Annotated in this window: 22 protein-coding genes; 17 read left to right on the forward strand and 5 right to left on the reverse strand. The window is 41.2% G+C overall.

Annotated features, from left to right (window positions below; genetic code table 11):
- Positions 1-54 precede the first annotated feature (54 nt).
- Complete coding sequence (gene pssA / locus ACQKMH_RS04095; protein ID WP_427586200.1) at positions 55-594, reverse strand: CDP-diacylglycerol--serine O-phosphatidyltransferase; 540 nt, start codon at positions 592-594, stop codon at positions 55-57.
- Positions 595-730: 136 nt separating this feature from the next.
- Here pssA and ACQKMH_RS04100 point away from each other — a divergent pair, with 136 nt between their 5' ends.
- Positions 731-1,516 carry a phosphatidylserine decarboxylase gene (locus ACQKMH_RS04100; RefSeq protein WP_427586201.1) on the forward strand — a complete coding sequence of 262 codons (786 nt, stop codon included), beginning with the start codon at positions 731-733 and terminating at the stop codon, positions 1,514-1,516.
- Positions 1,517-1,577: 61 nt separating this feature from the next.
- Here ACQKMH_RS04100 and ACQKMH_RS04105 read toward each other — a convergent pair whose 3' ends face one another.
- Positions 1,578-1,718 carry a sporulation histidine kinase inhibitor Sda gene (locus ACQKMH_RS04105; protein WP_034311351.1) on the reverse strand — a complete coding sequence of 47 codons (141 nt, stop codon included), beginning with the start codon at positions 1,716-1,718 and terminating at the stop codon, positions 1,578-1,580.
- A 465-nt stretch (positions 1,719-2,183) separates the two neighbouring features.
- On the opposite strand from ACQKMH_RS04105, the gene ACQKMH_RS04110 reads away from it, so the two are divergent.
- The 8 genes from ACQKMH_RS04110 to ACQKMH_RS04145 are packed head-to-tail and all read left to right on the forward strand — an operon-like array spanning position 2,184 to position 7,199.
- Complete coding sequence (locus ACQKMH_RS04110; protein WP_427586202.1) at positions 2,184-2,705, forward strand: YqeG family HAD IIIA-type phosphatase; 522 nt, start codon at positions 2,184-2,186, stop codon at positions 2,703-2,705.
- The gene (yqeH, locus tag ACQKMH_RS04115; protein ID WP_427586203.1) at positions 2,702-3,811 is read left to right on the forward strand and encodes a ribosome biogenesis GTPase YqeH; all 1,110 of its coding nucleotides are present in this window, start codon (positions 2,702-2,704) and stop codon (positions 3,809-3,811) included. Before ACQKMH_RS04110 ends, yqeH begins: the two co-directional genes overlap by 4 nt.
- A gap of 22 nt (positions 3,812-3,833) precedes the next feature.
- Complete coding sequence (aroE, locus tag ACQKMH_RS04120; protein ID WP_427586204.1) at positions 3,834-4,676, forward strand: shikimate dehydrogenase; 843 nt, start codon at positions 3,834-3,836, stop codon at positions 4,674-4,676.
- Positions 4,670-4,960, forward strand: a complete 291-nt coding sequence (gene yhbY / locus ACQKMH_RS04125; RefSeq protein WP_230155220.1) for a ribosome assembly RNA-binding protein YhbY — start codon at positions 4,670-4,672, stop codon at positions 4,958-4,960. Before aroE ends, yhbY begins: the two co-directional genes overlap by 7 nt.
- Before the next feature lie 11 nt (positions 4,961-4,971).
- The gene (locus ACQKMH_RS04130) at positions 4,972-5,541 is read left to right on the forward strand and encodes a nicotinate-nucleotide adenylyltransferase (RefSeq protein ID WP_427586205.1); all 570 of its coding nucleotides are present in this window, start codon (positions 4,972-4,974) and stop codon (positions 5,539-5,541) included.
- Entirely contained in the window at positions 5,531-6,103 is a 573-nt protein-coding gene (gene yqeK / locus ACQKMH_RS04135) for a bis(5'-nucleosyl)-tetraphosphatase (symmetrical) YqeK (RefSeq protein WP_427586206.1), read from the forward strand. The genes ACQKMH_RS04130 and yqeK overlap by 11 nt, the downstream gene beginning before the upstream one ends.
- Positions 6,103-6,459, forward strand: a complete 357-nt coding sequence (gene rsfS / locus ACQKMH_RS04140; RefSeq protein WP_427586207.1) for a ribosome silencing factor — start codon at positions 6,103-6,105, stop codon at positions 6,457-6,459. Before yqeK ends, rsfS begins: the two co-directional genes overlap by 1 nt.
- Complete coding sequence (locus ACQKMH_RS04145; protein ID WP_427586209.1) at positions 6,456-7,199, forward strand: class I SAM-dependent DNA methyltransferase; 744 nt, start codon at positions 6,456-6,458, stop codon at positions 7,197-7,199. The genes rsfS and ACQKMH_RS04145 overlap by 4 nt, the downstream gene beginning before the upstream one ends.
- Before the next feature lie 103 nt (positions 7,200-7,302).
- Here ACQKMH_RS04145 and comER read toward each other — a convergent pair whose 3' ends face one another.
- Positions 7,303-8,133, reverse strand: a complete 831-nt coding sequence (comER, locus tag ACQKMH_RS04150) for a late competence protein ComER (RefSeq protein ID WP_427586210.1) — start codon at positions 8,131-8,133, stop codon at positions 7,303-7,305.
- A gap of 110 nt (positions 8,134-8,243) precedes the next feature.
- Here comER and ACQKMH_RS04155 point away from each other — a divergent pair, with 110 nt between their 5' ends.
- From ACQKMH_RS04155 to ACQKMH_RS04165, 3 genes are all read left to right on the forward strand, one after another.
- Positions 8,244-8,879, forward strand: coding sequence for a helix-hairpin-helix domain-containing protein (locus ACQKMH_RS04155; RefSeq protein WP_427586211.1), 636 nt, complete (start codon positions 8,244-8,246; stop codon positions 8,877-8,879).
- Positions 8,880-8,966: 87 nt separating this feature from the next.
- A complete protein-coding gene (locus ACQKMH_RS04160) occupies positions 8,967-9,527 on the forward strand; it encodes a ComE operon protein 2 (protein ID WP_427586212.1) in 561 nt (186 codons plus the stop codon).
- Between the two features lie 19 nt (positions 9,528-9,546).
- On the forward strand, positions 9,547-11,853 hold the full coding sequence (locus ACQKMH_RS04165) for a DNA internalization-related competence protein ComEC/Rec2 (RefSeq protein WP_427586213.1): 2,307 nt from the start codon (positions 9,547-9,549) through the stop codon (positions 11,851-11,853).
- Positions 11,854-11,929: 76 nt separating this feature from the next.
- On the opposite strand, the gene ACQKMH_RS04170 is transcribed toward ACQKMH_RS04165, so the two are convergent.
- Complete coding sequence (locus tag ACQKMH_RS04170; protein WP_081108861.1) at positions 11,930-12,064, reverse strand: YqzM family protein; 135 nt, start codon at positions 12,062-12,064, stop codon at positions 11,930-11,932.
- A 341-nt stretch (positions 12,065-12,405) separates the two neighbouring features.
- Here ACQKMH_RS04170 and holA point away from each other — a divergent pair, with 341 nt between their 5' ends.
- A complete protein-coding gene (holA, locus tag ACQKMH_RS04175; RefSeq protein ID WP_427586214.1) occupies positions 12,406-13,419 on the forward strand; it encodes a DNA polymerase III subunit delta in 1,014 nt (337 codons plus the stop codon).
- Between the two features lie 91 nt (positions 13,420-13,510).
- Here holA and rpsT read toward each other — a convergent pair whose 3' ends face one another.
- Positions 13,511-13,777: a 30S ribosomal protein S20 gene (gene rpsT, locus ACQKMH_RS04180; RefSeq protein WP_034308554.1), complete on the reverse strand. Its 267-nt coding sequence runs from the start codon at positions 13,775-13,777 to the stop codon at positions 13,511-13,513.
- 274 nt (positions 13,778-14,051) lie between these two features.
- On the opposite strand from rpsT, the gene gpr reads away from it, so the two are divergent.
- From gpr to lepA, 4 genes are all read left to right on the forward strand, one after another.
- Positions 14,052-15,170 carry a GPR endopeptidase gene (gpr, locus tag ACQKMH_RS04185; RefSeq protein ID WP_427586215.1) on the forward strand — a complete coding sequence of 373 codons (1,119 nt, stop codon included), beginning with the start codon at positions 14,052-14,054 and terminating at the stop codon, positions 15,168-15,170.
- Between the two features lie 86 nt (positions 15,171-15,256).
- Positions 15,257-16,456 (forward strand): stage II sporulation protein P, encoded by a 1,200-nt coding sequence (spoIIP, locus tag ACQKMH_RS04190; RefSeq protein WP_427586216.1) that lies wholly within the window; start codon positions 15,257-15,259, stop codon positions 16,454-16,456.
- A 20-nt stretch (positions 16,457-16,476) separates the two neighbouring features.
- A complete protein-coding gene (locus tag ACQKMH_RS04195) occupies positions 16,477-16,800 on the forward strand; it encodes a YqxA family protein (protein ID WP_230155240.1) in 324 nt (107 codons plus the stop codon).
- A gap of 164 nt (positions 16,801-16,964) precedes the next feature.
- The gene (lepA, locus tag ACQKMH_RS04200; protein ID WP_427586217.1) at positions 16,965-18,800 is read left to right on the forward strand and encodes a translation elongation factor 4; all 1,836 of its coding nucleotides are present in this window, start codon (positions 16,965-16,967) and stop codon (positions 18,798-18,800) included.
- The last annotated feature ends 24 nt before the right edge of the window (positions 18,801-18,824 follow it).

Consider the following 18,824-nt stretch of genomic DNA (forward strand, 5'->3'; position numbering starts at 1 on the left):
GCTGGCAATATGAACAAAAAAGCGGATGTCCGTTTAGGACATCCGCTTTCCCATTTAAACTTTCTTCATTTTAATTGGACTGACCATAAGTAATGATAATATAATCATGAGGGATAAGAAAAAGACCGGATGGAAATATGGGATGGCCAGAAAACTCAACGTTGCGATGCAGCCGGCAACCGTAATTGGAACGCCTGTAAAATATCCATTGTTTTCACTAATATTGAAGCGGGCAAGGCGAAATGCGCCACAGCCAATATAGAAAACGGTGAAGAGTGTGCCAGGTGCCCCGAATTCTATTAATATTCCTTGGTATAATAATAGAGCTGGTGCGACGCCGAAAGATATGATGTCACACATGGAATCAAGTTGCTTACCCAATTCCGATTCAATGTTGAACTTCCGTGCAACCATACCGTCAAAGCGATCTGCAAGGGCAGCCAGGAAGATTAAAAGCAGGCTTAAATTCAATTGGCCGTGCATCACGGCAATTATCGCAAATCCACCAAGGGATAAATTCATTAACGTAAGTATATTTGCTGTTTGGGCTTTTAACTTTTTAATGGTTTGGTCGAGGGCGTGTAGTAAAAACATCTTCTCACTCCTTTCAAATGAAACAAAATAATAACAAAATATAGTAAACATAAGTATTTATTATATAATAATATTTTATTTAACACAATTTATGCAAGGCATTTTTGAATAATTTTACAATTTGGAGTGGTTTTATTTGTATCAGTCTTTGTATCGCATTCTTATTGAACTGACGAATGGTAGGTATTCATCAGGTTTATTAAAGCATTTTAGCCAATCGCGCTGGAGCAGACCCTTAATTTTACTATATGTAAAAACTTTCAACCTTAATCAACAAGAATTTGGAAAGGATATAAAAGCGTATAGCAATTTGCACGAGCTATTTACAAGGCAATTAAAGGCTCAAGCCAGGCCGATTACGGCAGTCCCGTCTGCGGTGGCATGTCCCGTGGATGGTGTTCTTGAAGATTCAGGGGAAATACGCACGGATAAAAAGATCGTCGTTAAAGGAAAAGTATATTCAATGGAGGAAATGGTCGGGGATGAGCTATTTTTGGAAAAGTACTTAGGCGGCAAATATCTCGTGTTATACTTAAGCCCGAGTCATTACCATAGGATCCACGCACCAATCAAGGGTTCAGTGGTCAAACGTTGGACGCTTGGAAGGAAATCGTACCCCGTTAATAAATGGGGGATGAAATATGGAAAAGAGCCTTTGTCAAAAAATTATCGCACAATAACTGAGCTTCAAAATGAAGCGGGAAATTTGGCAATGGTGAAAGTTGGTGCCATGTATATCAATTCGATCGTCATTACTGATGAATCGGATAAATTGGAAAAAGGACAGGAATTTTCCTATTTCAGTTTTGGCTCGACAGTCGTCCTTCTTTTTGAAAAAGGCAGTTTTGAACTGGAAGGGAATTTATCCATTCCCGCCGATGTCCGTGTCGGTGAAACAATCGGATACATGAGAGCCGTTTAACCTTAACCACATATTAAAAAATAAGAAGGCTGACATATGATGTCAGCCTATGTATTTCATATTAAAATATTGATCGGATTTTATGTGTTAAGGATCTTCGATGAATTTCCGTTTCTATGAGGCGGATGAAATCGGTACTTAACTTTAAATTCTGCGCTTTAAAATAGGATTCCAGCAACAGGTCATCAGATAGTTTTTGCATTAGAACGCCACTTACGGCTGCTCACCTCCAGTAGAAATTGCGAGGAATAGTTTGGTGTTTCCTTGCATATATTGATAAGTCATCCTTGATGTACCCCTACTGTATCAGAAATAAACGTGGAGAACAATCGTTCTGTTATCCACAGTTGAAAGTGGATAACCTGTGGTTAAGTTGTTTACAAAGTGAATGAAATGATGCACATCAGTATGGGAAATGTTAGTAAAGTTATCCACAGGTTGGATAAATGAATTTTTTGTCGAAATCTTTTGGGAATAATTAGTTCTTTCGTTCTGTTCGACCCACTAATTTCTCCTTCTTTAATAAAAAATGCCTTCCCATATCAGAAAACTTACATTATGATGTTTTTTTACCGTCAGCCATTCTTTACTAATTTTTTTTGAAAGTAAGCCGAAAATTCGATATGATGGAGACGGTAAATTTTAATGAAAATATAGAGGTGCAATTATGCTTAAATTATTTTTGCCGAGTGAACATGTTAAAAGCATTTTTAATATAGATCCTCAAGAATTGAAAAAAAGAGGGATTAAGGGAGTCATTACCGATTTGGATAATACTCTCGTTGAATGGGACAGGCCAACGGCTACCCCAGATTTAATCAAATGGTTCGACAATATGCGGGACCATGGGATTTTAGTGACGATTGTGTCCAATAATAATGAAAAACGGGTTCGATCATTTTCCGATCCGCTTCAAATTCCGTTCATTCATCAGGCTAGGAAACCGATGTCAAGAGCTTTCCATAAAGCCCGTAAGACAATGGGACTGAAGTTAGAAGAAACAGTGGTAATCGGCGATCAGTTATTGACGGATGTATTGGGAGGGAACAGAGGCGGGTTTCATACGATTTTAGTGGTCCCTGTCGCCCAAACCGACGAATTCAGAACGAAAATCAATCGTTATTTTGAAAGAAAGATCATGGCGTTTTTTAAACGAAAAGGAATGATAAAATGGGAGGATCACAATTGAACAATCATCAAGAATTAGTATGCATCGGGTGTGGCGTGAAGGTCCAGACGGAAGATCCGAAGGAGTTGGGCTTTGCTCCTCAATCAGCTCTGGAAAAAGAGAGCATCGTTTGTCAGCGTTGCTTTAAATTGAAACATTATAACGAAGTTCAAGATGTATCCTTAACAGACGATGACTTCTTGAAAATCTTGAATAAAGTAGGCGAAACCGATTCCTTAATCGTCAAAATCGTCGATATTTTTGATTTCAATGGAAGCTGGCTTCCGGGCCTACATCGATTTGTTGGAAGAAATGATGTTCTTCTCATTGGTAATAAGGTCGACTTATTGCCTAAATCAGTAAAACCGAACAAATTGATTAATTGGATGAAGCAATCGTCGAAAGAGCTGGGACTGAATCCGGTTGATGTCCTGCTTGTCAGTGCAGAAAGGGGAAAGCACGTACTGGAAGCGGCTGATGCGATTGAACGGTATCGCAGAGGTAAGGATGTCTATGTCGTGGGCTGTACGAATGTAGGTAAATCGACTTTCATAAACCGACTTATAAAAGAAGTGAGTGGAGAAGGTGATATCATCACGACATCCCACTTCCCAGGCACAACTTTGGATATGATTGAGATTCCTTTGGATGATGGACAGGCATTGATCGATACACCAGGAATCATTAATCATCATCAAATGGCTCATTATGTGGACAAACGGGATTTCAAGGTGATTATGCCGAAGAAGGAAATCAAGCCTAGGGTGTATCAATTGAATGAAGGGCAGACGTTATTTTTCGGAGGATTGGCTCGCCTGGATTATGTCTCAGGGGGAAGACGTTCACTGACTTGCTACCTTTCAAATGAATTGAACATCCACCGTACGAAATTGGAAAATGCCGATGAGTTGTATAAAAATCATGCCGGGGAATTATTGACGCCCCCACGTCCTGATCAAATCGAGGAGTTTCCGAAGTTGATTCCACATGAATTCTCCTTAAAAGATGGTAAAATGGATATTGTGTTTTCTGGTCTTGGCTGGGTTACGGTCAATGAGCCGGGAGCGAAAATCGTTGCGCATGTCCCGAAAGGCGTCAATGTGATCGTTCGTAAATCATTAATCTAAAAATATAGGGGTCGTCTAGTCTATGAAAAAGATATATGGGGTAATGGGAGATCCAATTGCACATTCAATGTCACCAGACATTCATAATGATGCATTTGAAAAAGAAAATATAGAAGCGGTTTATCACCATTTTCATGTGACGAAAGAAGGTTTGGGCGATGCTGTAAAAGGCATGAAAGCCCTTGGTATAGAAGGGTTTAACATCACGATTCCTCATAAGACTTCCATCATTCCGCTCCTTGATGAAGTGGATGAACTGGCCCTTGCAATTGGGGCTGTAAATACGGTTGTTAACAAAAATGGTCGATTTATAGGGTATAATACAGACGGAAAAGGATTTTTCAAATCTTTATGCGATGAAATATCAGGTGACATTAAGGCTAAAAAAACGTTAGTGATCGGAGCGGGCGGTGCTGCGCGTGCGATTTATTTTACCCTTGTAAAAGAAGGGGTAAAGCAAGTTGATATTGCAAATCGGACAAAGGAAAAAGCGGCCGGACTTGTTTCTGATTGCCCATATGATAAAGTATCGAAGGCACTCTCGATTATCGAAGCGGAAGAAAGCTTATCACAATATGATTTAATCATCCAAACGACTTCTTCTGGGATGAGTCCGGAATTGGATCATTCACCGTTGAAGATCGACCAGCTCAAAACCGGTGCAATCGTCAGCGATATCATCTATAACCCTCTGCAGACCAAGTTGCTGCGTGAAGCGGGGGAAAAAGGGGCGGAAACGCAAAATGGTTTGGGGATGTTCATCAACCAGGCTGCGCTCGCTTTTGATATATGGACAGGCATTATGCCGGATACAGCAAGAATGACAGATATTGTCTTGAACAAACTAGGAGGTAACACATGTTAACAGGAAAACAAAAAAGATTCTTACGATCAAAGGCCCATCACCTGAATCCAATTTTTCAAGTTGGTAAAGGCGGAGTCAATGATAATCTCATCAAGCAAATTGGTGAGGCGCTTGAAGTACGTGAAATAATCAAGGTCAGCATCCTGCAAAACTGTGAAGAGGACCGCAATGATGTGGGACTTTCTTTATCAAAAGGAGCAAGGGCGGAATTGGTTCAGATTATCGGCAACACAATTGTGCTGTATAAAGAATCAAAAGAAAACAAACAACTTAAATTACCTTAAGGAACCTACCTATGAAAAAAATTGGAATTCTTGGCGGTACATTCAATCCCCCGCATATCGGTCATTTAATTATAGCGAATGAAGTGCTGGACGCTCTTGAGCTAGATGAAATTAGATTCATGCCAAATCATGTTCCTCCCCATAAGGAAAAATCGGAGGAAGTAACCGATATGGACAGGCTGGCAATGTTGGAAAACGCGATAGCCGGAAACCCATCTTTTTATATTGAGGGTATTGAAATAGAAAGAAAAGGCACATCTTATACGTATGATACGATAAAATTGCTGAAAGAACTTGAGCCAACCAATGAGTTCTATTTCATAATTGGCGCAGATATGATTGAGTATTTACCTAATTGGCACCGTATTGACGAACTGATGAACCTGGTCAATTTCGTCGGGGTGAAGCGCCCTGGCTATAATGAAAAGACCGTATACCCAATCACGATGGTAAAAGTCCCGCAGATGTTCATATCATCTTCCATGATACGCAGGAAGTTAAGAACGGGAAAAACCGTGAAATATTTAATAGCAGATCCAGTGGTGAAGTATATTAAAGGGAATGGTTTATATGAATCGTGAGGAAGCATTGGCGCTGGTCAAGGAACAAATAACCGAGCGCAGGTACATTCATACTTTAGGCGTTGTAGAATCAGCGATTGAACTGGCCGAAATGTATGGAGCTGACGTCAAAAAAGCGGAACTGGCAGCAATTTTCCATGATTATGCAAAATTTCGTCCGAAAGAGGAAATGGAGCAAATTATAATCGCTGAAAACATGTCGCCGGATTTACTCCAATATAATATGGAATTGTGGCATGCTCCTGTCGGGGCTTATCTCGTGAAAAAGGAAGCAGGTATCACCGACGTTGAAATATTGGATGCGATTGCCTATCACACGTCTGGTAGGGTTGGCATGAGCCTATTGGATAAGGTCGTATACCTTGCTGACTATATTGAGCCCGGACGTTCTTTTCCCGGTGTCGATGATGTCAGGCAGACAGCCAAGCAAAATTTGGACCATGCTGTCATCCAGGCTTTAAGGAATACAGTTGTTTTTTTAATGAAAAGAAATCAGGCTATTTACCCTGACACATTTAAGACATATAATGATTTGATCATGAATTTGAAGGAGAAGATGTAATGACTGAACGTGAACTTCTTGTAATTGCAGCAAAAGCGGCGGATGATAAAAGGGCCGAGGATATCGTGGCACTGAACATGCAAGGGATATCCCTTGTCGCGGATTACTTTTTAATCTGTCACGGTAATTCTGAAAAACAAGTACAAGCCATAGCTCGTGAAATGAAGAGCAAAGCTGATGAATCAGGAGTCAATGTAAAACGCCTTGAAGGTTTTGACGAAGCGAAATGGGTGCTAGTGGATCTTGGCGATGTAGTGGCCCACATTTTCCATAAGGATGAAAGAAACTATTATAACCTCGAACGTTTATGGGGAGATGCACCTTTTGAGGATCTAGAGAGTGAACTGACTACATGACCTACGAACGCTTTGCCTATGTATACGATGAATTGATGAAGGACGCTCCCTATGAAAAATGGCTGGTGATCCTTACGGCGAAGCTGGAGCAGTATGGAATTGGCGGAAGGAAGGTCCTGGATCTAGCGTGTGGAACCGGGGAAATGACCGTTGAATTGGCGCAACACGGATTTGAAGTCACGGGCGTGGATTTATCTGATGAAATGCTTCTGGTTGCCAATGAAAAAGCGGTCAAGCTTGGATTAGCGATTCCCCTTTTCCAACAGAATATGGCAGAACTCGAGGGACTTGGTCAATTTGACTGTGTCACGATTTTTTGCGATTCGCTGAACTACCTTCGTGACGAAGCGGATATAGTGAAAACGTTCAGCCGGGTTCATGAGCATTTGAAGGATGGCGGATTATTTTTGTTTGATGTCCATTCCATTTATAAAATGGAAAAAGTCTTTCAAAATCATACGTTTGCGGTCAATGATGAAGAAGTATCTTATATTTGGGACTGTTTCCCGGGTGAAGAACCTTACAGTGTGGAACATGATTTAAGTTTTTTCGTAAGGGACGATGAAAGTGGTCTGTATGACCGTTTTGATGAGTTGCATTATCAACGGACCTATCCAGTTGAACAATATAAGAAGTGGTTGCAGCAAGCAGGTTTTACGGTTTCTGAACTACTGGCGGATCTTGAAGAAGCACCGCTTGTAAAGGAAACCGAAAGAATTTTGTTTGTAGCCAGTAAATAATGAAGAGGTCAAGAATCCCTGTTCGTACATCACACGTACGAGTGGAGGTCTGACCTCTTCTTTTTTTTATTTTAAGAAGGAAAAGAGATATAGATTACGAATATTAATAAGGATGGCCGAACTGCTTTTCAACTTCGTAAAGATCTTCAGCAAACTTTTCATGTGTCGCTTGAAAAAGATGATGGAACATTTCCCCGGTTTCAGCTTCTAAAACCTTGATCCCCTCACCTGTTATTCCACCCTTTACACACACCTTTTCCTGTAAGGCCGGCAATGTATAAACTCCCTTACCAAGTAATTCCCCTAAGCCAATCAACATGTTCTCAGTCAAAGTCGTAGCGGTTTCCTTGTCTATCTTCGTCGTTTGGCAGGCCGCGTCAATAAATGCTTGTGCTAAATAGCTAAAGAAGGCCGGACCGCAGCTGACGATGTCGGAAGAGACCCGGGTGATATCATTTTCAATGATGACCGGTGCCGATATGGCGGATGCCAAATCAAATAAAGATGTCTTTGTCTCTGCACTGCAGCCTTTTCCAAAGCTTAGTAATGATACCCCTGAACCCACACGGTTCGTTATGCTAGGGATAAAACGGGCACAAGGGGCATTCACTGCCGATTCAAGCTGGGAGACTGAAAGCGGACTTGTAATGGAGATAATTAGTTGTTCCTTTTTTATATGATGTTTGATGCCCTGTAAGAGGCTATCAATTTGTAATGGTTTTACACAGAGAAAAATAAAGTCCGCTTGTTGGGCTATTTCGACTGCGCTTTTTGCAACCTCGATACCTGGGTGCTTTTCTTTCAGCATTAATGCTTTGGAAAGTGTTCGATTCGTTATCAATAAATCTGCCGGATTCAATTTTTTTGCCTCCAGCCACGCCTCGATTAAGATGGTACCCATATTGCCGGTTCCAATTACACCGATTTTCTTCAATGCCGATCAACTCCTCTCACTTAAAGCGATTGATTCTCCTAAAAACACTATGTATTTTTAATCTGTCCTATGACAATGTATTATCCGATATCTAGCAAGGAGGCAATGGAATGGATGGAATTTTAAAAAAGAAAATGGTGATGACAGCCGCTGCAATGGCAACTGGAGTAGCGGCGATTTACTTTTTTTTGCAACCAGGAAAGGATCCGGTTGATCAGCCGGAAGATATATTTGCCGTTTCTGCAAAAAAGGATGGAGTGGAACAAAGTGAAAATGAAACCGATGAAGAACCTCCTATCATTAAAGTCGATGTAAAAGGAGCGGTACAGGCCCCAGGCGTATTTACTGCCCAGGCGGGTGACAGGGTAATCGATTTGATTTCGGCTGCGGGCAGTTTTACGGACAAGGCCGATAAGAATAAAGTGAACTTTGCCCAAATTGTCGAGGACCAAATGGTCATTTATGTACCGGAAGTAGGTGAAGAAGACTGGGGGCTAACGGAGCATATACAAGCCGCTTCATCTGGCTCTGCTTCACTAGGGACCTCAAGTGGGCAGGTGAACTTGAACACGGCTACTCAGGAAGAGCTGGAGACCCTGACGGGAATTGGTCCATCCAAAGCGGCAGCGATCTTGGAGTATAGGGAAACGGCAGGGAAATTCGAGCAGGTTGATGACTTGAAGAAGGTATCGGGAATAGGCGATAAAACATTTGAAAGGTTACAGGATTCTATTTCAGTGAAATGAATGATTGAATAGGCTACACAAAAGGACAAGAAGAGGGTAAAATTGAAGAAAATCATTCAACCGAATTAGGGGATTGGGGATAACAACATGAACAGAATTAGTTGGGATCAATATTTCATGGCGCAAAGCCATTTATTAGCTTTAAGGAGCACATGCACACGCCTCACAGTCGGCGCGACGATCGTTAGGGATAACCGAATCATTGCGGGAGGATATAATGGATCCATTGCAGGAGGGACGCACTGTATTGATGATGGGTGTTATGTCATTGATAATCATTGTGTCAGAACGATACATGCCGAAATGAATGCTCTATTGCAATGTGCGAAATTCGGGGTGCCTACTGATGAGGCAGAAATATATGTGACGCATTTTCCATGCCTACAGTGTTGTAAATCACTCATTCAGGCTGGAATCAAAGCTGTTTATTATGCGGAGGATTACAAAAATCATCCATATGCTCTTGAATTATTCAAGCAGGCTGGTGTCAAGACTGAAAAGGTTGAATCGAAAGGGGCCATCGATGTTAATGGAAAAGAAAAACAGGACTTTGTGCATTCATTGCTAGCCCAACTTGAACGTTCAGGTATGGGAAGAGAAGCAGTATTGGAGCTGGAAAGGCAGGCAAAGCAGATATTCGGTAATTAAATTGGACGGGAGGGCAGGCATGGCCAGACACCTTCTCTTATTAGCCATTTCGGCAACATTTGGAGTTTCGGCCCATTCATTTTTTAATGCAAGGTTTCTAATCGTTATCCTTATTTTTCTTTGTTTCCTTTATTATACGGCCGGGTTGAGGGTGAAGTCACTTAGCCTGCATTTAGTGATCATGGCAATTTTTTTAGGTGCCGCCACCTTAGCTGATCATCGAAACACCACCGTCTATAATGGAACGGAAAGCGACTTTATCATCACATTTACCCACCAACCGAATATAGATGGAAATGCATTGAAAGGATTCATCGAAAGTGAGCGAGGCGAACGGCTAATGCTTCGTTATAAAATTATCACCGAACAAGAAAAGGAGAATTTGATCAGGCTTCTGCAAATCGGCTTATCCTGTCGGGCCGAGGGGGACTTGCAAATTCCCGACAAAAACAGGAATGAAAACGGATTCGATTATCAGCGTTACCTTTTGCGGCAAGGCACCCATTGGATATTTAAAGCTGATTCCATTTCATTTCAAGAATGCTTTGTGGATGGAAATTCGATGGTCGTTTCGATTCGTAATCTGCGCATGAAGGGAATTGCTTATGTTAGAGAACACTTTCCGGAAGAATCAAGTGGTTTCGTCTCAGCTCTCGTTTTCGGTGACCAGACATATATTGATGCAAGTGACCTTACTAATTATCAGCGGCTTGGTCTGGTGCATTTATTGGCGATCTCTGGCCTTCATGTCAGTTTTTTAACGGGGTTATTATTTTATCTTGGCATCCGGATTGGCATTACACGGGAAAGGATGACGGTGGCCATCCTAATCTTCCTTCCGGTTTACATGATACTTACAGGAGCTAGCCCATCCGTGGTGAGATCATGTTTAATGGCCATGCTATTGTTTTTACTCCTGCTATTCAAGAAACGAGTCTCGGCTGGTGCCGCAATCGGAGCGGTTTATATGGCATTGTTATTTTTTCAGCCTAATATGCTCTATGATATAGGTTTTCAACTTTCATTCGCGGTCACGTTTTCAATCATCATGTCTTCACGCATTTTCTCACATTATCCGCAAAAAACGATGCAGCTTTTCATCATCAGTTCCATCTGCCAATTGGCAGCCCTTCCTATTTTGCTTTTTCACTTTTTTGAAGTATCTTTTCTTGGAGTGTTCTTGAACGTATTGTATGTGCCTCTTTATTCCATCATATTGCTTCCTTTTTCACTGATTTCCCTCTTTATTCATTTATTATTGCCTTCCATTGGACAGCCCCTTATATTGATATTGAACTTCACCTTCATACTCTGTAATAAAGCCGCAGATGCAGCATCAAGTTTGCCCCTATCCTCCATTTCATTTGGAAAACCACATTTCATCATGATGATATTTCTTGTTATTACCCTTTTAGGGTTATTCCTGACTTGGGAAGAATCTTTTGAAAAAAGTAAAATCTGGTGCGGAATTATGATTGTTCTTTTACTTTTTCAATATAATGTGCAAAAGCTTTCTCCCTTTGGTGAAGTACAAATGATCGATGTCGGACAAGGTGACTCCATTTTGATTATCCTGCCGTTCAACCGCGGAAATTATTTGATTGATACGGGCGGTCAAATTACATTCCCCATCGAAACATGGGCAAAAAAACGAAAGAAGTTCAATACGGCGGAAGATATCATTATTCCTTTATTGAAAAGTAAGGGTATTCACCAGTTGGACAAACTGATTTTAACTCATGCGGATGCTGATCATGTGGGCAGTGCAAAAGAATTAATTGATCATTTCAAAGTGGAGGAAATCGTGATTGGAGGCGGGAATGAAGAGCATTTTCGAGACCTGGATTTTGTCTCAAGAGCAAGAGAAAAAAAGATGAAGACAACGGTCATGAAAAGGGGGGACCAATGGGTAATGGGCGGAGCACGGTTTTCCGTTCTAGATCCTCATGAAAAAGAAGAAAATAAAAATGATTCGTCCATAGTCATATACGCAGAAATTGGGGGATTGTCATGGTTATTAACCGGAGATATGGAGGAAGAGGGGGAAAGGGAATTGTTGGCCACTTTTCCACAGTTACAGGGGGATATCTTAAAGGTTGGTCACCATGGGAGCAAGACATCTTCTTCCTCTTCCTTTCTTGAACAGCTAAAGCCAAGAGCTGCACTTATTTCAGTTGGAAAAGATAATAGATACGGTCACCCTCACGGAGACGTAATCAGGAATCTGGAGGAAAATGGAACACGGGTGTTCAGGACGGATGAAGATGGTTCTATTATTTACAAGTTTTACAAAAGTAAAGGAACCTTTCGGAAGACTCTTCCATAGTATGTAGAAAATCAAAAAGAAAGAGACTGCAACGGCAGCCTCCTTCCGGAAAAATAAGTGCATTTTTAAAATGAAATCAGGATCCGACAGCTTTAATGACGACAGCTATGGTGAACATGGCAGCGAAGAATACAAAAGAACCGATGAATCCCATAGCGGAATCAGCGACGTCATCTGTCTTTGATTGGACATTCTTTTCGAATTCGTTCATTATTTACCCCTCCTATTTCTGCTAATAGTATAAAACATTACCAAAAAAAAATCTACCGGCTGCATTACTTCATTTCCTTTACTGACAAGAGTTGTCACAAATAGTTTGGGACTTTGAGGTCAAAATAAAGGTACAAACAAAGCAAGCAAAAAAGAAAAGCTCAATTTATGTTCTACATGAATACTTTACCCGCTTTCAAGGGAGATTACCCGGGCCTTTCTTGAAAGTGTTCATATAGATCCGGAATTAGTCCTTTAGGGGGCTAGTTCCCTTTTAGCTTGTCAAATGGTCCATCCACCTATACCATTAGAGAAGAATACATAAAAAAGAGGCGGATTCTATTGGTATTAGACGTATGGAAAAGCATAAAAAAAGGGCAATTCGCGCCAGTATACTTGTTGTATGGAACGGAAGCCTATCTAATTAATGAAACGAAGCAGCTATTGATCGAGAACGTCCTTCACGAGGATGAGATGGATTTTAACTTTTCACAATTTGATTTAGAAGAAACGCCTGTTGAAACAGCGCTTGAAGATGTTGAGACCCTTCCATTTATCGGGGAAAGACGTCTTGTCTTCATGCAAAACCCATTTTTTCTGACAGCTGAAAAAACGAAGTCGAGAGTTGAACATAATGTCAAAAGACTTGAAGCATATTTGGCTGATCCTGTTCCTTATTCTATTGTCGTATTGACCGCACCTTATGAAAAACTGGATGAACGGAAAAAAATCACCAAGGAACTGAAGCGTAAAGCGGTTCTCGTTGAAGCGAAGAAGCTTGGGGACCATGAGTTAAAGGGGTGGGTGAAGGAGCGGGTTGAAGCTTCTGCGGTCCAAATAGATGAACAGGCCACAGAGCTTTTACTTGAACTTGCCGGAACGAATTTGATGATGCTGACGAATGAACTGGATAAAATGGTGCTTTATGTAGAAGCTGATAAACACATAACAGTCGAGGTTGTGGAAAAGCTAGTCGCTAAATCCCTGGAGCAAAATATATTCACGCTTGTTGATCATGTATTACAGCGGAAGATGGAGAGTGCCATGACGATTTTACATGATCTTCTCCGCCAGAATGAAGAGCCGATTAAGATATTGAGCGTCATGGCGGGACAGGTCAGGTTAATGTATCAAGTGAAGGAGCTTTCTCGACAAGGATATAGCCAGCAAAAAATTGCAGGACAATTAAAGGTGCACCCTTACAGGGTAAAGCTGGCACTTGAAAAGACGGGTAAATTCCAGGAACGCGAACTGTTGAGCATCATGAATGACTTAGCGGAGGCGGATTATAAAATGAAGACTGGGCAAGCCGATAAGGCGATAACGCTTGAATTGCTGCTCTTGAAAATTAGATGAAAAACAGGTGGCAGATACACTGTCACCTGTTTTTACACGAAAAAACACGCACAAAAAAAACGATCCTATTGGATCGTTTATTTTTTTGTCATTATGCGTTAAGAGCGTTAAGTCTTTTCGCTAAACGAGATTTTTTACGGGCTGCCGCATTTTTATGGATTAATCCTTTAGATGCAGCTTTGTCTAATTTTACAGCAGCTGTTAAAAGAGCTTCTTTAGCAGCTTCAACGTTTTCACCAGCTAATGCAACTTCAGCGTTTTTCACTGTAGTACGCATAGTTGATCTAACAGTAATGTTATGAACGCGTTTTTTGTCGTTGATTTTCACACGTTTAATAGCAGATTTAATGTTTGGCATTCCGTTCACCTCCTACAAAGAAATCGAGATTATATGAACTCGACTTTTCAAATCCATATCAAATAGCACAAGTGATATTCTATCAGACTGCTCATAAATATGCAATACTTCAGATTGAGAATCGAAAAGGAATTATAATTTCTGGAATAAATTCATCTCGTCATAATTGATTGTACCAAAAAAATGAATAATAAAAAAGCAAAAACGACAGAATGTTTAAGAGAGACTAGTGAAATTACTAGATTAGATACAATTCAAACAGCAGGAGGGCGCTATGGAAAAACATTTGGACCTTAGTAAATACGGAATACGAACAGATTTGGCGATTGAGGCAAAGGAAATTGCCCTTGAACATAAAGGTGTTGTTGAGGAAGTGAATGTATCCCATATTGAAGGGGTCATCATTAAGGAAAAAGAAGTGGATGATCTAAAGGTATCCTTAGTCGAAGTCACGGCGGAGGGGGAAAAAGAAATTGGTAAAAAACAGGGCAGTTATTTGACCATCGAAGTCCAGGGGATCCGTCAGCAGGATACGGATACGCAGCAGAGGGTGGAAAAGGTGTTTGCCGATGAACTGGCTTATTTCTTAAAACGGAATAAAATCACCAAGGAAAGCAGTTGTTTAGTTGTCGGTCTGGGTAATTGGAATGTTACTCCTGATGCCCTTGGGCCTGCAGTCGTTGAGAACCTTGTAGTCACGAGACATTTGTTCGAGTTGCAGCCGGAGTCCGTTAAGGAAGGTTATCGGCCAGTAAGTGCTATTTCTCCAGGTGTGATGGGTATTACAGGAATTGAAACGAGTGACATTATAAAAGGAGTCATTGAGAAAAGTAACCCCGATTTCCTGATCGTCGTTGATGCTTTGGCTGCCCGTTCGATCGATCGTGTAAATTCAACGATTCAAATTACGGATACAGGGATTCATCCTGGCTCTGGTGTTGGTAATAAACGAAAGGAATTAAGTCAGGATACACTGGGAGTTCCTGTAATAGCCATTGGGATACCTACTGTCGTTGATGCTGTATCGATTGCTAGCGATACGATCGATTATATTTTGAAGCATTTTGGCAAGGAAATGAATGAAGGGGACAGACCATCACGTTCATTGGCTCCCGCCGGATTCAGTTTTGGAAAGCGTACAAAGCTGACCGATGAAGATATGCCAGGGGAGAAGGAACGCCAAACCTTCATGGGAATGATAGGTGTTCTCCCTGATGAAGAGAAGCGGAGATTGATTTATGAGGTGCTGTCACCGCTTGGTCAAAATTTAATGGTTACACCGAAAGAAGTGGATGTTTTCATTGAGGACATGGCCAATTTGATAGCTAATGGGCTGAATGCAGCACTGCATAACTCAATAAATCAAGAAAATACTGGCTATTACACCCGTTAAATCCTTTTTAGTGCCCAAAAATGGTGTTCTACCCTTTCTAGCAAAGTCATAGGTATTAATAGACAAGCTATAGAGAGGGTGGAAGGATGAAGAGAAGATATTCCCCAGGGATCATAACAGCCATTCACGGATCAACAATTATAAAAACTTTTCTAGGTATTCTCGCCTTGCTTCTTTTTGTTTTTTCAGTCAGTGGGGTCATGACTTCCCTAAGACCTGAGTATCGGATATCTTCGGATTCCGTACATACTGTAGCCAACCAATTTTCAGGGAAAATGCTGTTCTCGATGCTGGCCAATGAAAACCATTATTTTTTTAATGCCCTGCCAGAAGGCAAACAAGAATCGATGATCACGAATCAATTGATAAAGGTCTCGACCAACATTTCATTAGAGGACCCGCGAAGTTTACTTGGCCGGGAACTTCCTGGCTTTTCAATTTTTGATAATGAGATCCTCGTCGCTGGGGAAGGAACGAATTATACGAATATGCCGTATGAATCGTCGCCGCCTGTAGACGTCCTGAATGAAGAAAGGGATGCATCACTGCAAAACCTGGATGAGATAGAAGAACCGGAAAAAGGAGTGGCCAATCAGCCTAAACAAACGACCAATGGGCGGAAAGTGGTTGAGATTTATCATAGCCATAACCGGGAATCGTATCTTCCTTATTTAAAAGGAGTGACCAATCCGGACCTTGCCTACCACTCTAAGATCAATATTACGAAACTCGGGGAACGGATGGTGGAAGATCTAGCTGATAAGGGGATTGGTTCCTCGCTCGATAGAACGGATATCATGGGTAGTCTGAATAATAAAGGATTGAATTATACTAAATCCTATCAAGAATCCCGAAGATCTGTACAGGCTGCAATGGCCAATAATAATGATTTGGAATATCTGATTGATATCCATCGCGATTCGAAACGGAAAAAAAATACGACCATTACAATCAATGGAAAAGAGTATGCCAAGATCGCCTTCGTAATCGGTGGCAATAACCCGAACTTTGAAAAAAATGCCGCGCTTGCCAATAAGCTTCATAAAGCATTGGAAAAAAAATACCCAGGTATTTCACGCGGTGTTATGAAACAGGGCGGATCTAGCCATAATGGTATATATAATCAAGATTTATCAGGCAATGCCATGCTCATTGAAATTGGCGGAGTCGATAATACTTTCGAAGAAATGTACTTGACAGTCGATGCCTTTTCCGATGTTTTCAGTGAATTCTATTGGGATGCCAAGGCGGTGGATAAAACGACTGGTGAATCGGAAGCGAAGTAATTTGAAAGGAGTTCTCGATCATGGTTCGATTTTGGTTGAAATGTACAGGGATTGTGCTCGTGTTATTTTTAGGTGTTCTAATTGGGATGCAGCAGGCGAACGATGGGATGAAAAAAATGAAGGGGTATGAAGATCCCTCCTTGAATAGTGCATTCATTATCAACCAATCGGACCAAGGGGAGATGGAAGCGGATATTCTTGGCCAAAAAGTAACGAGTCATGATTTGGAGACGAAAAAAGAAAAGCTTGAAGAAATGAAGGCCTTCAATTTTTTCTCATCGATCGGCAAAACGCTTGGTGATACCATATCAGGGGCCTTTCAAGCACTTATAGATATGATCTAGTTGAGTGAGCTCTATCAAAAGTCTGCATCCGAATCCGGAATGCAGCCTTTTTTTATGCTTTGCCTTACAATGATGCTTCTTTTGTAACTATTCTGTTGAATCTTGCATTTTCTATTGATATAATAAAAAATAGTGTATTGTGTCGACTAGTGGGAGTGAACGTCATGAATAGAGAAGAAAAATTAAAAAGACAATCAAAGATTCGTAACTTTTCCATCATCGCTCATATTGATCATGGTAAATCTACATTGGCGGATCGTATCATTGAAAAAACGAACGCCATGACTCAGCGTGAAATGAAGAGTCAACTGTTGGATTCCATGGATTTAGAGCGTGAGCGTGGAATTACGATTAAATTGAATGCCATTCAATTGAAATATAATGCCAAAGATGGCGAAGAATATATTTTCCATCTTATTGATACACCGGGACATGTCGATTTTACTTATGAGGTTTCAAGAAGCCTTGCGGCGTGTGAAGGTGCTGTCCTTGTTGTCGATGCGGCACAGGGTATTGAGGCCCAAACGCTTGCAAACGTGTATTTAGCTTTGGACAACAACCTTGAAATCATTCCGGTCATCAATAAAATTGATTTGCCGAGTGCAGATCCGGAACGGGTGCGTGGAGAAATCGAGGAAGTAATCGGATTGGATGCTTCTGATGCAGTTTTGGCTTCGGCTAAAGCGGGAATCGGAATCGAGGAGATTTTGGAGCAGGTCGTAGAATTGGTGCCGGCACCGCAGGGAGACCCTGATGCCCCATTCAAGGCGCTTATTTTCGATTCACTGTTTGATGCATATCGCGGTGTGGTTGCCTATATCCGTGTTGTTGAAGGTTCCATTAAAGTGGGCGACAAAATCAAAATGATGTCCACTGGCAAGGAATTTGATGTAACCGAATTGGGTGTGTTCAATCCAAAAACTCAACAGTTGGGTGAACTGAACGTCGGTGATGTAGGTTTCCTTACTGCAGCCATTAAAAACGTCAGTGATACAACAGTTGGTGATACGATCACCAGTGCCGTGAATAGTGCGGCAGAACCGTTGCCGGGTTACCGAAAGATGAATCCGATGGTATATTGCGGTTTATACCCAATTGATGCATCGAAATTCAATGATCTACGGGATGCTTTGGAAAAATTGGAATTGAACGATTCAGCGCTACAGTTTGAAGCGGAATCATCCCAAGCATTGGGCTTTGGTTTCCGTTGCGGCTTCCTTGGACTCCTTCATATGGAAATAATCCAGGAACGGATTGAACGCGAATTCAAGATTGATCTGATCACAACAGCCCCGAGTGTTATTTATGATGTTATCCAAACTGACGGAACGGTCCTGAAAGTGGATAACCCGTCTAATATGCCTGATGCTCAAAAGATAGAACGAGTTGAGGAGCCATATGTAAAAGCAACGATGATGGCACCGACGGAGTTCGTCGGAACGATCATGGAAATCTGTCAAAATAAACGCGGTAACTTCATTGATATGGAATATATCGATGAGACTCGTGTAAGCATTCATTATGAAATACCATTATCCGAAATCGTGTATGATTTCTTCGATCAACTGAAATCAAATACAAGAGGCTATGCTTCATTTGACTATGAGTTAATCGGTTACAAACCGTCCAAGCTTGTGAAGATGGATATCTTGCTGAATTCTGAAACTGTCGATGCCTTAAGTTTCATCGTTCATAAGGATTTCGCCTATGAACGAGGTAAAGTCATCGTTGAAAAATTGAAGAAATTGATTCCAAGACAACAATTTGAAGTGCCGATCCAAGCAGCTATCGGGCAAAAAATCGTGGCCCGTTCTTCGATTAGTGCAATGCGCAAAAACGTATTGGCTAAATGTTACGGCGGCGATATATCTCGTAAACGTAAGTTGCTCGAAAAACAGAAAGAAGGTAAAAAGCGGATGAAACAAGTAGGTTCCGTTGAAGTGCCGCAAGAAGCTTTCATGGCTGTTTTGAAAATGGATGATACAACACCAAAAAAATAATGAAAATAAACGATAGAAAGAAAA

Origin of the sequence: Peribacillus sp. NPDC097895 (assembly GCF_050277555.1) — a bacterium.
Classification (GTDB): domain Bacteria; phylum Bacillota; class Bacilli; order Bacillales; family DSM-1321; genus Peribacillus.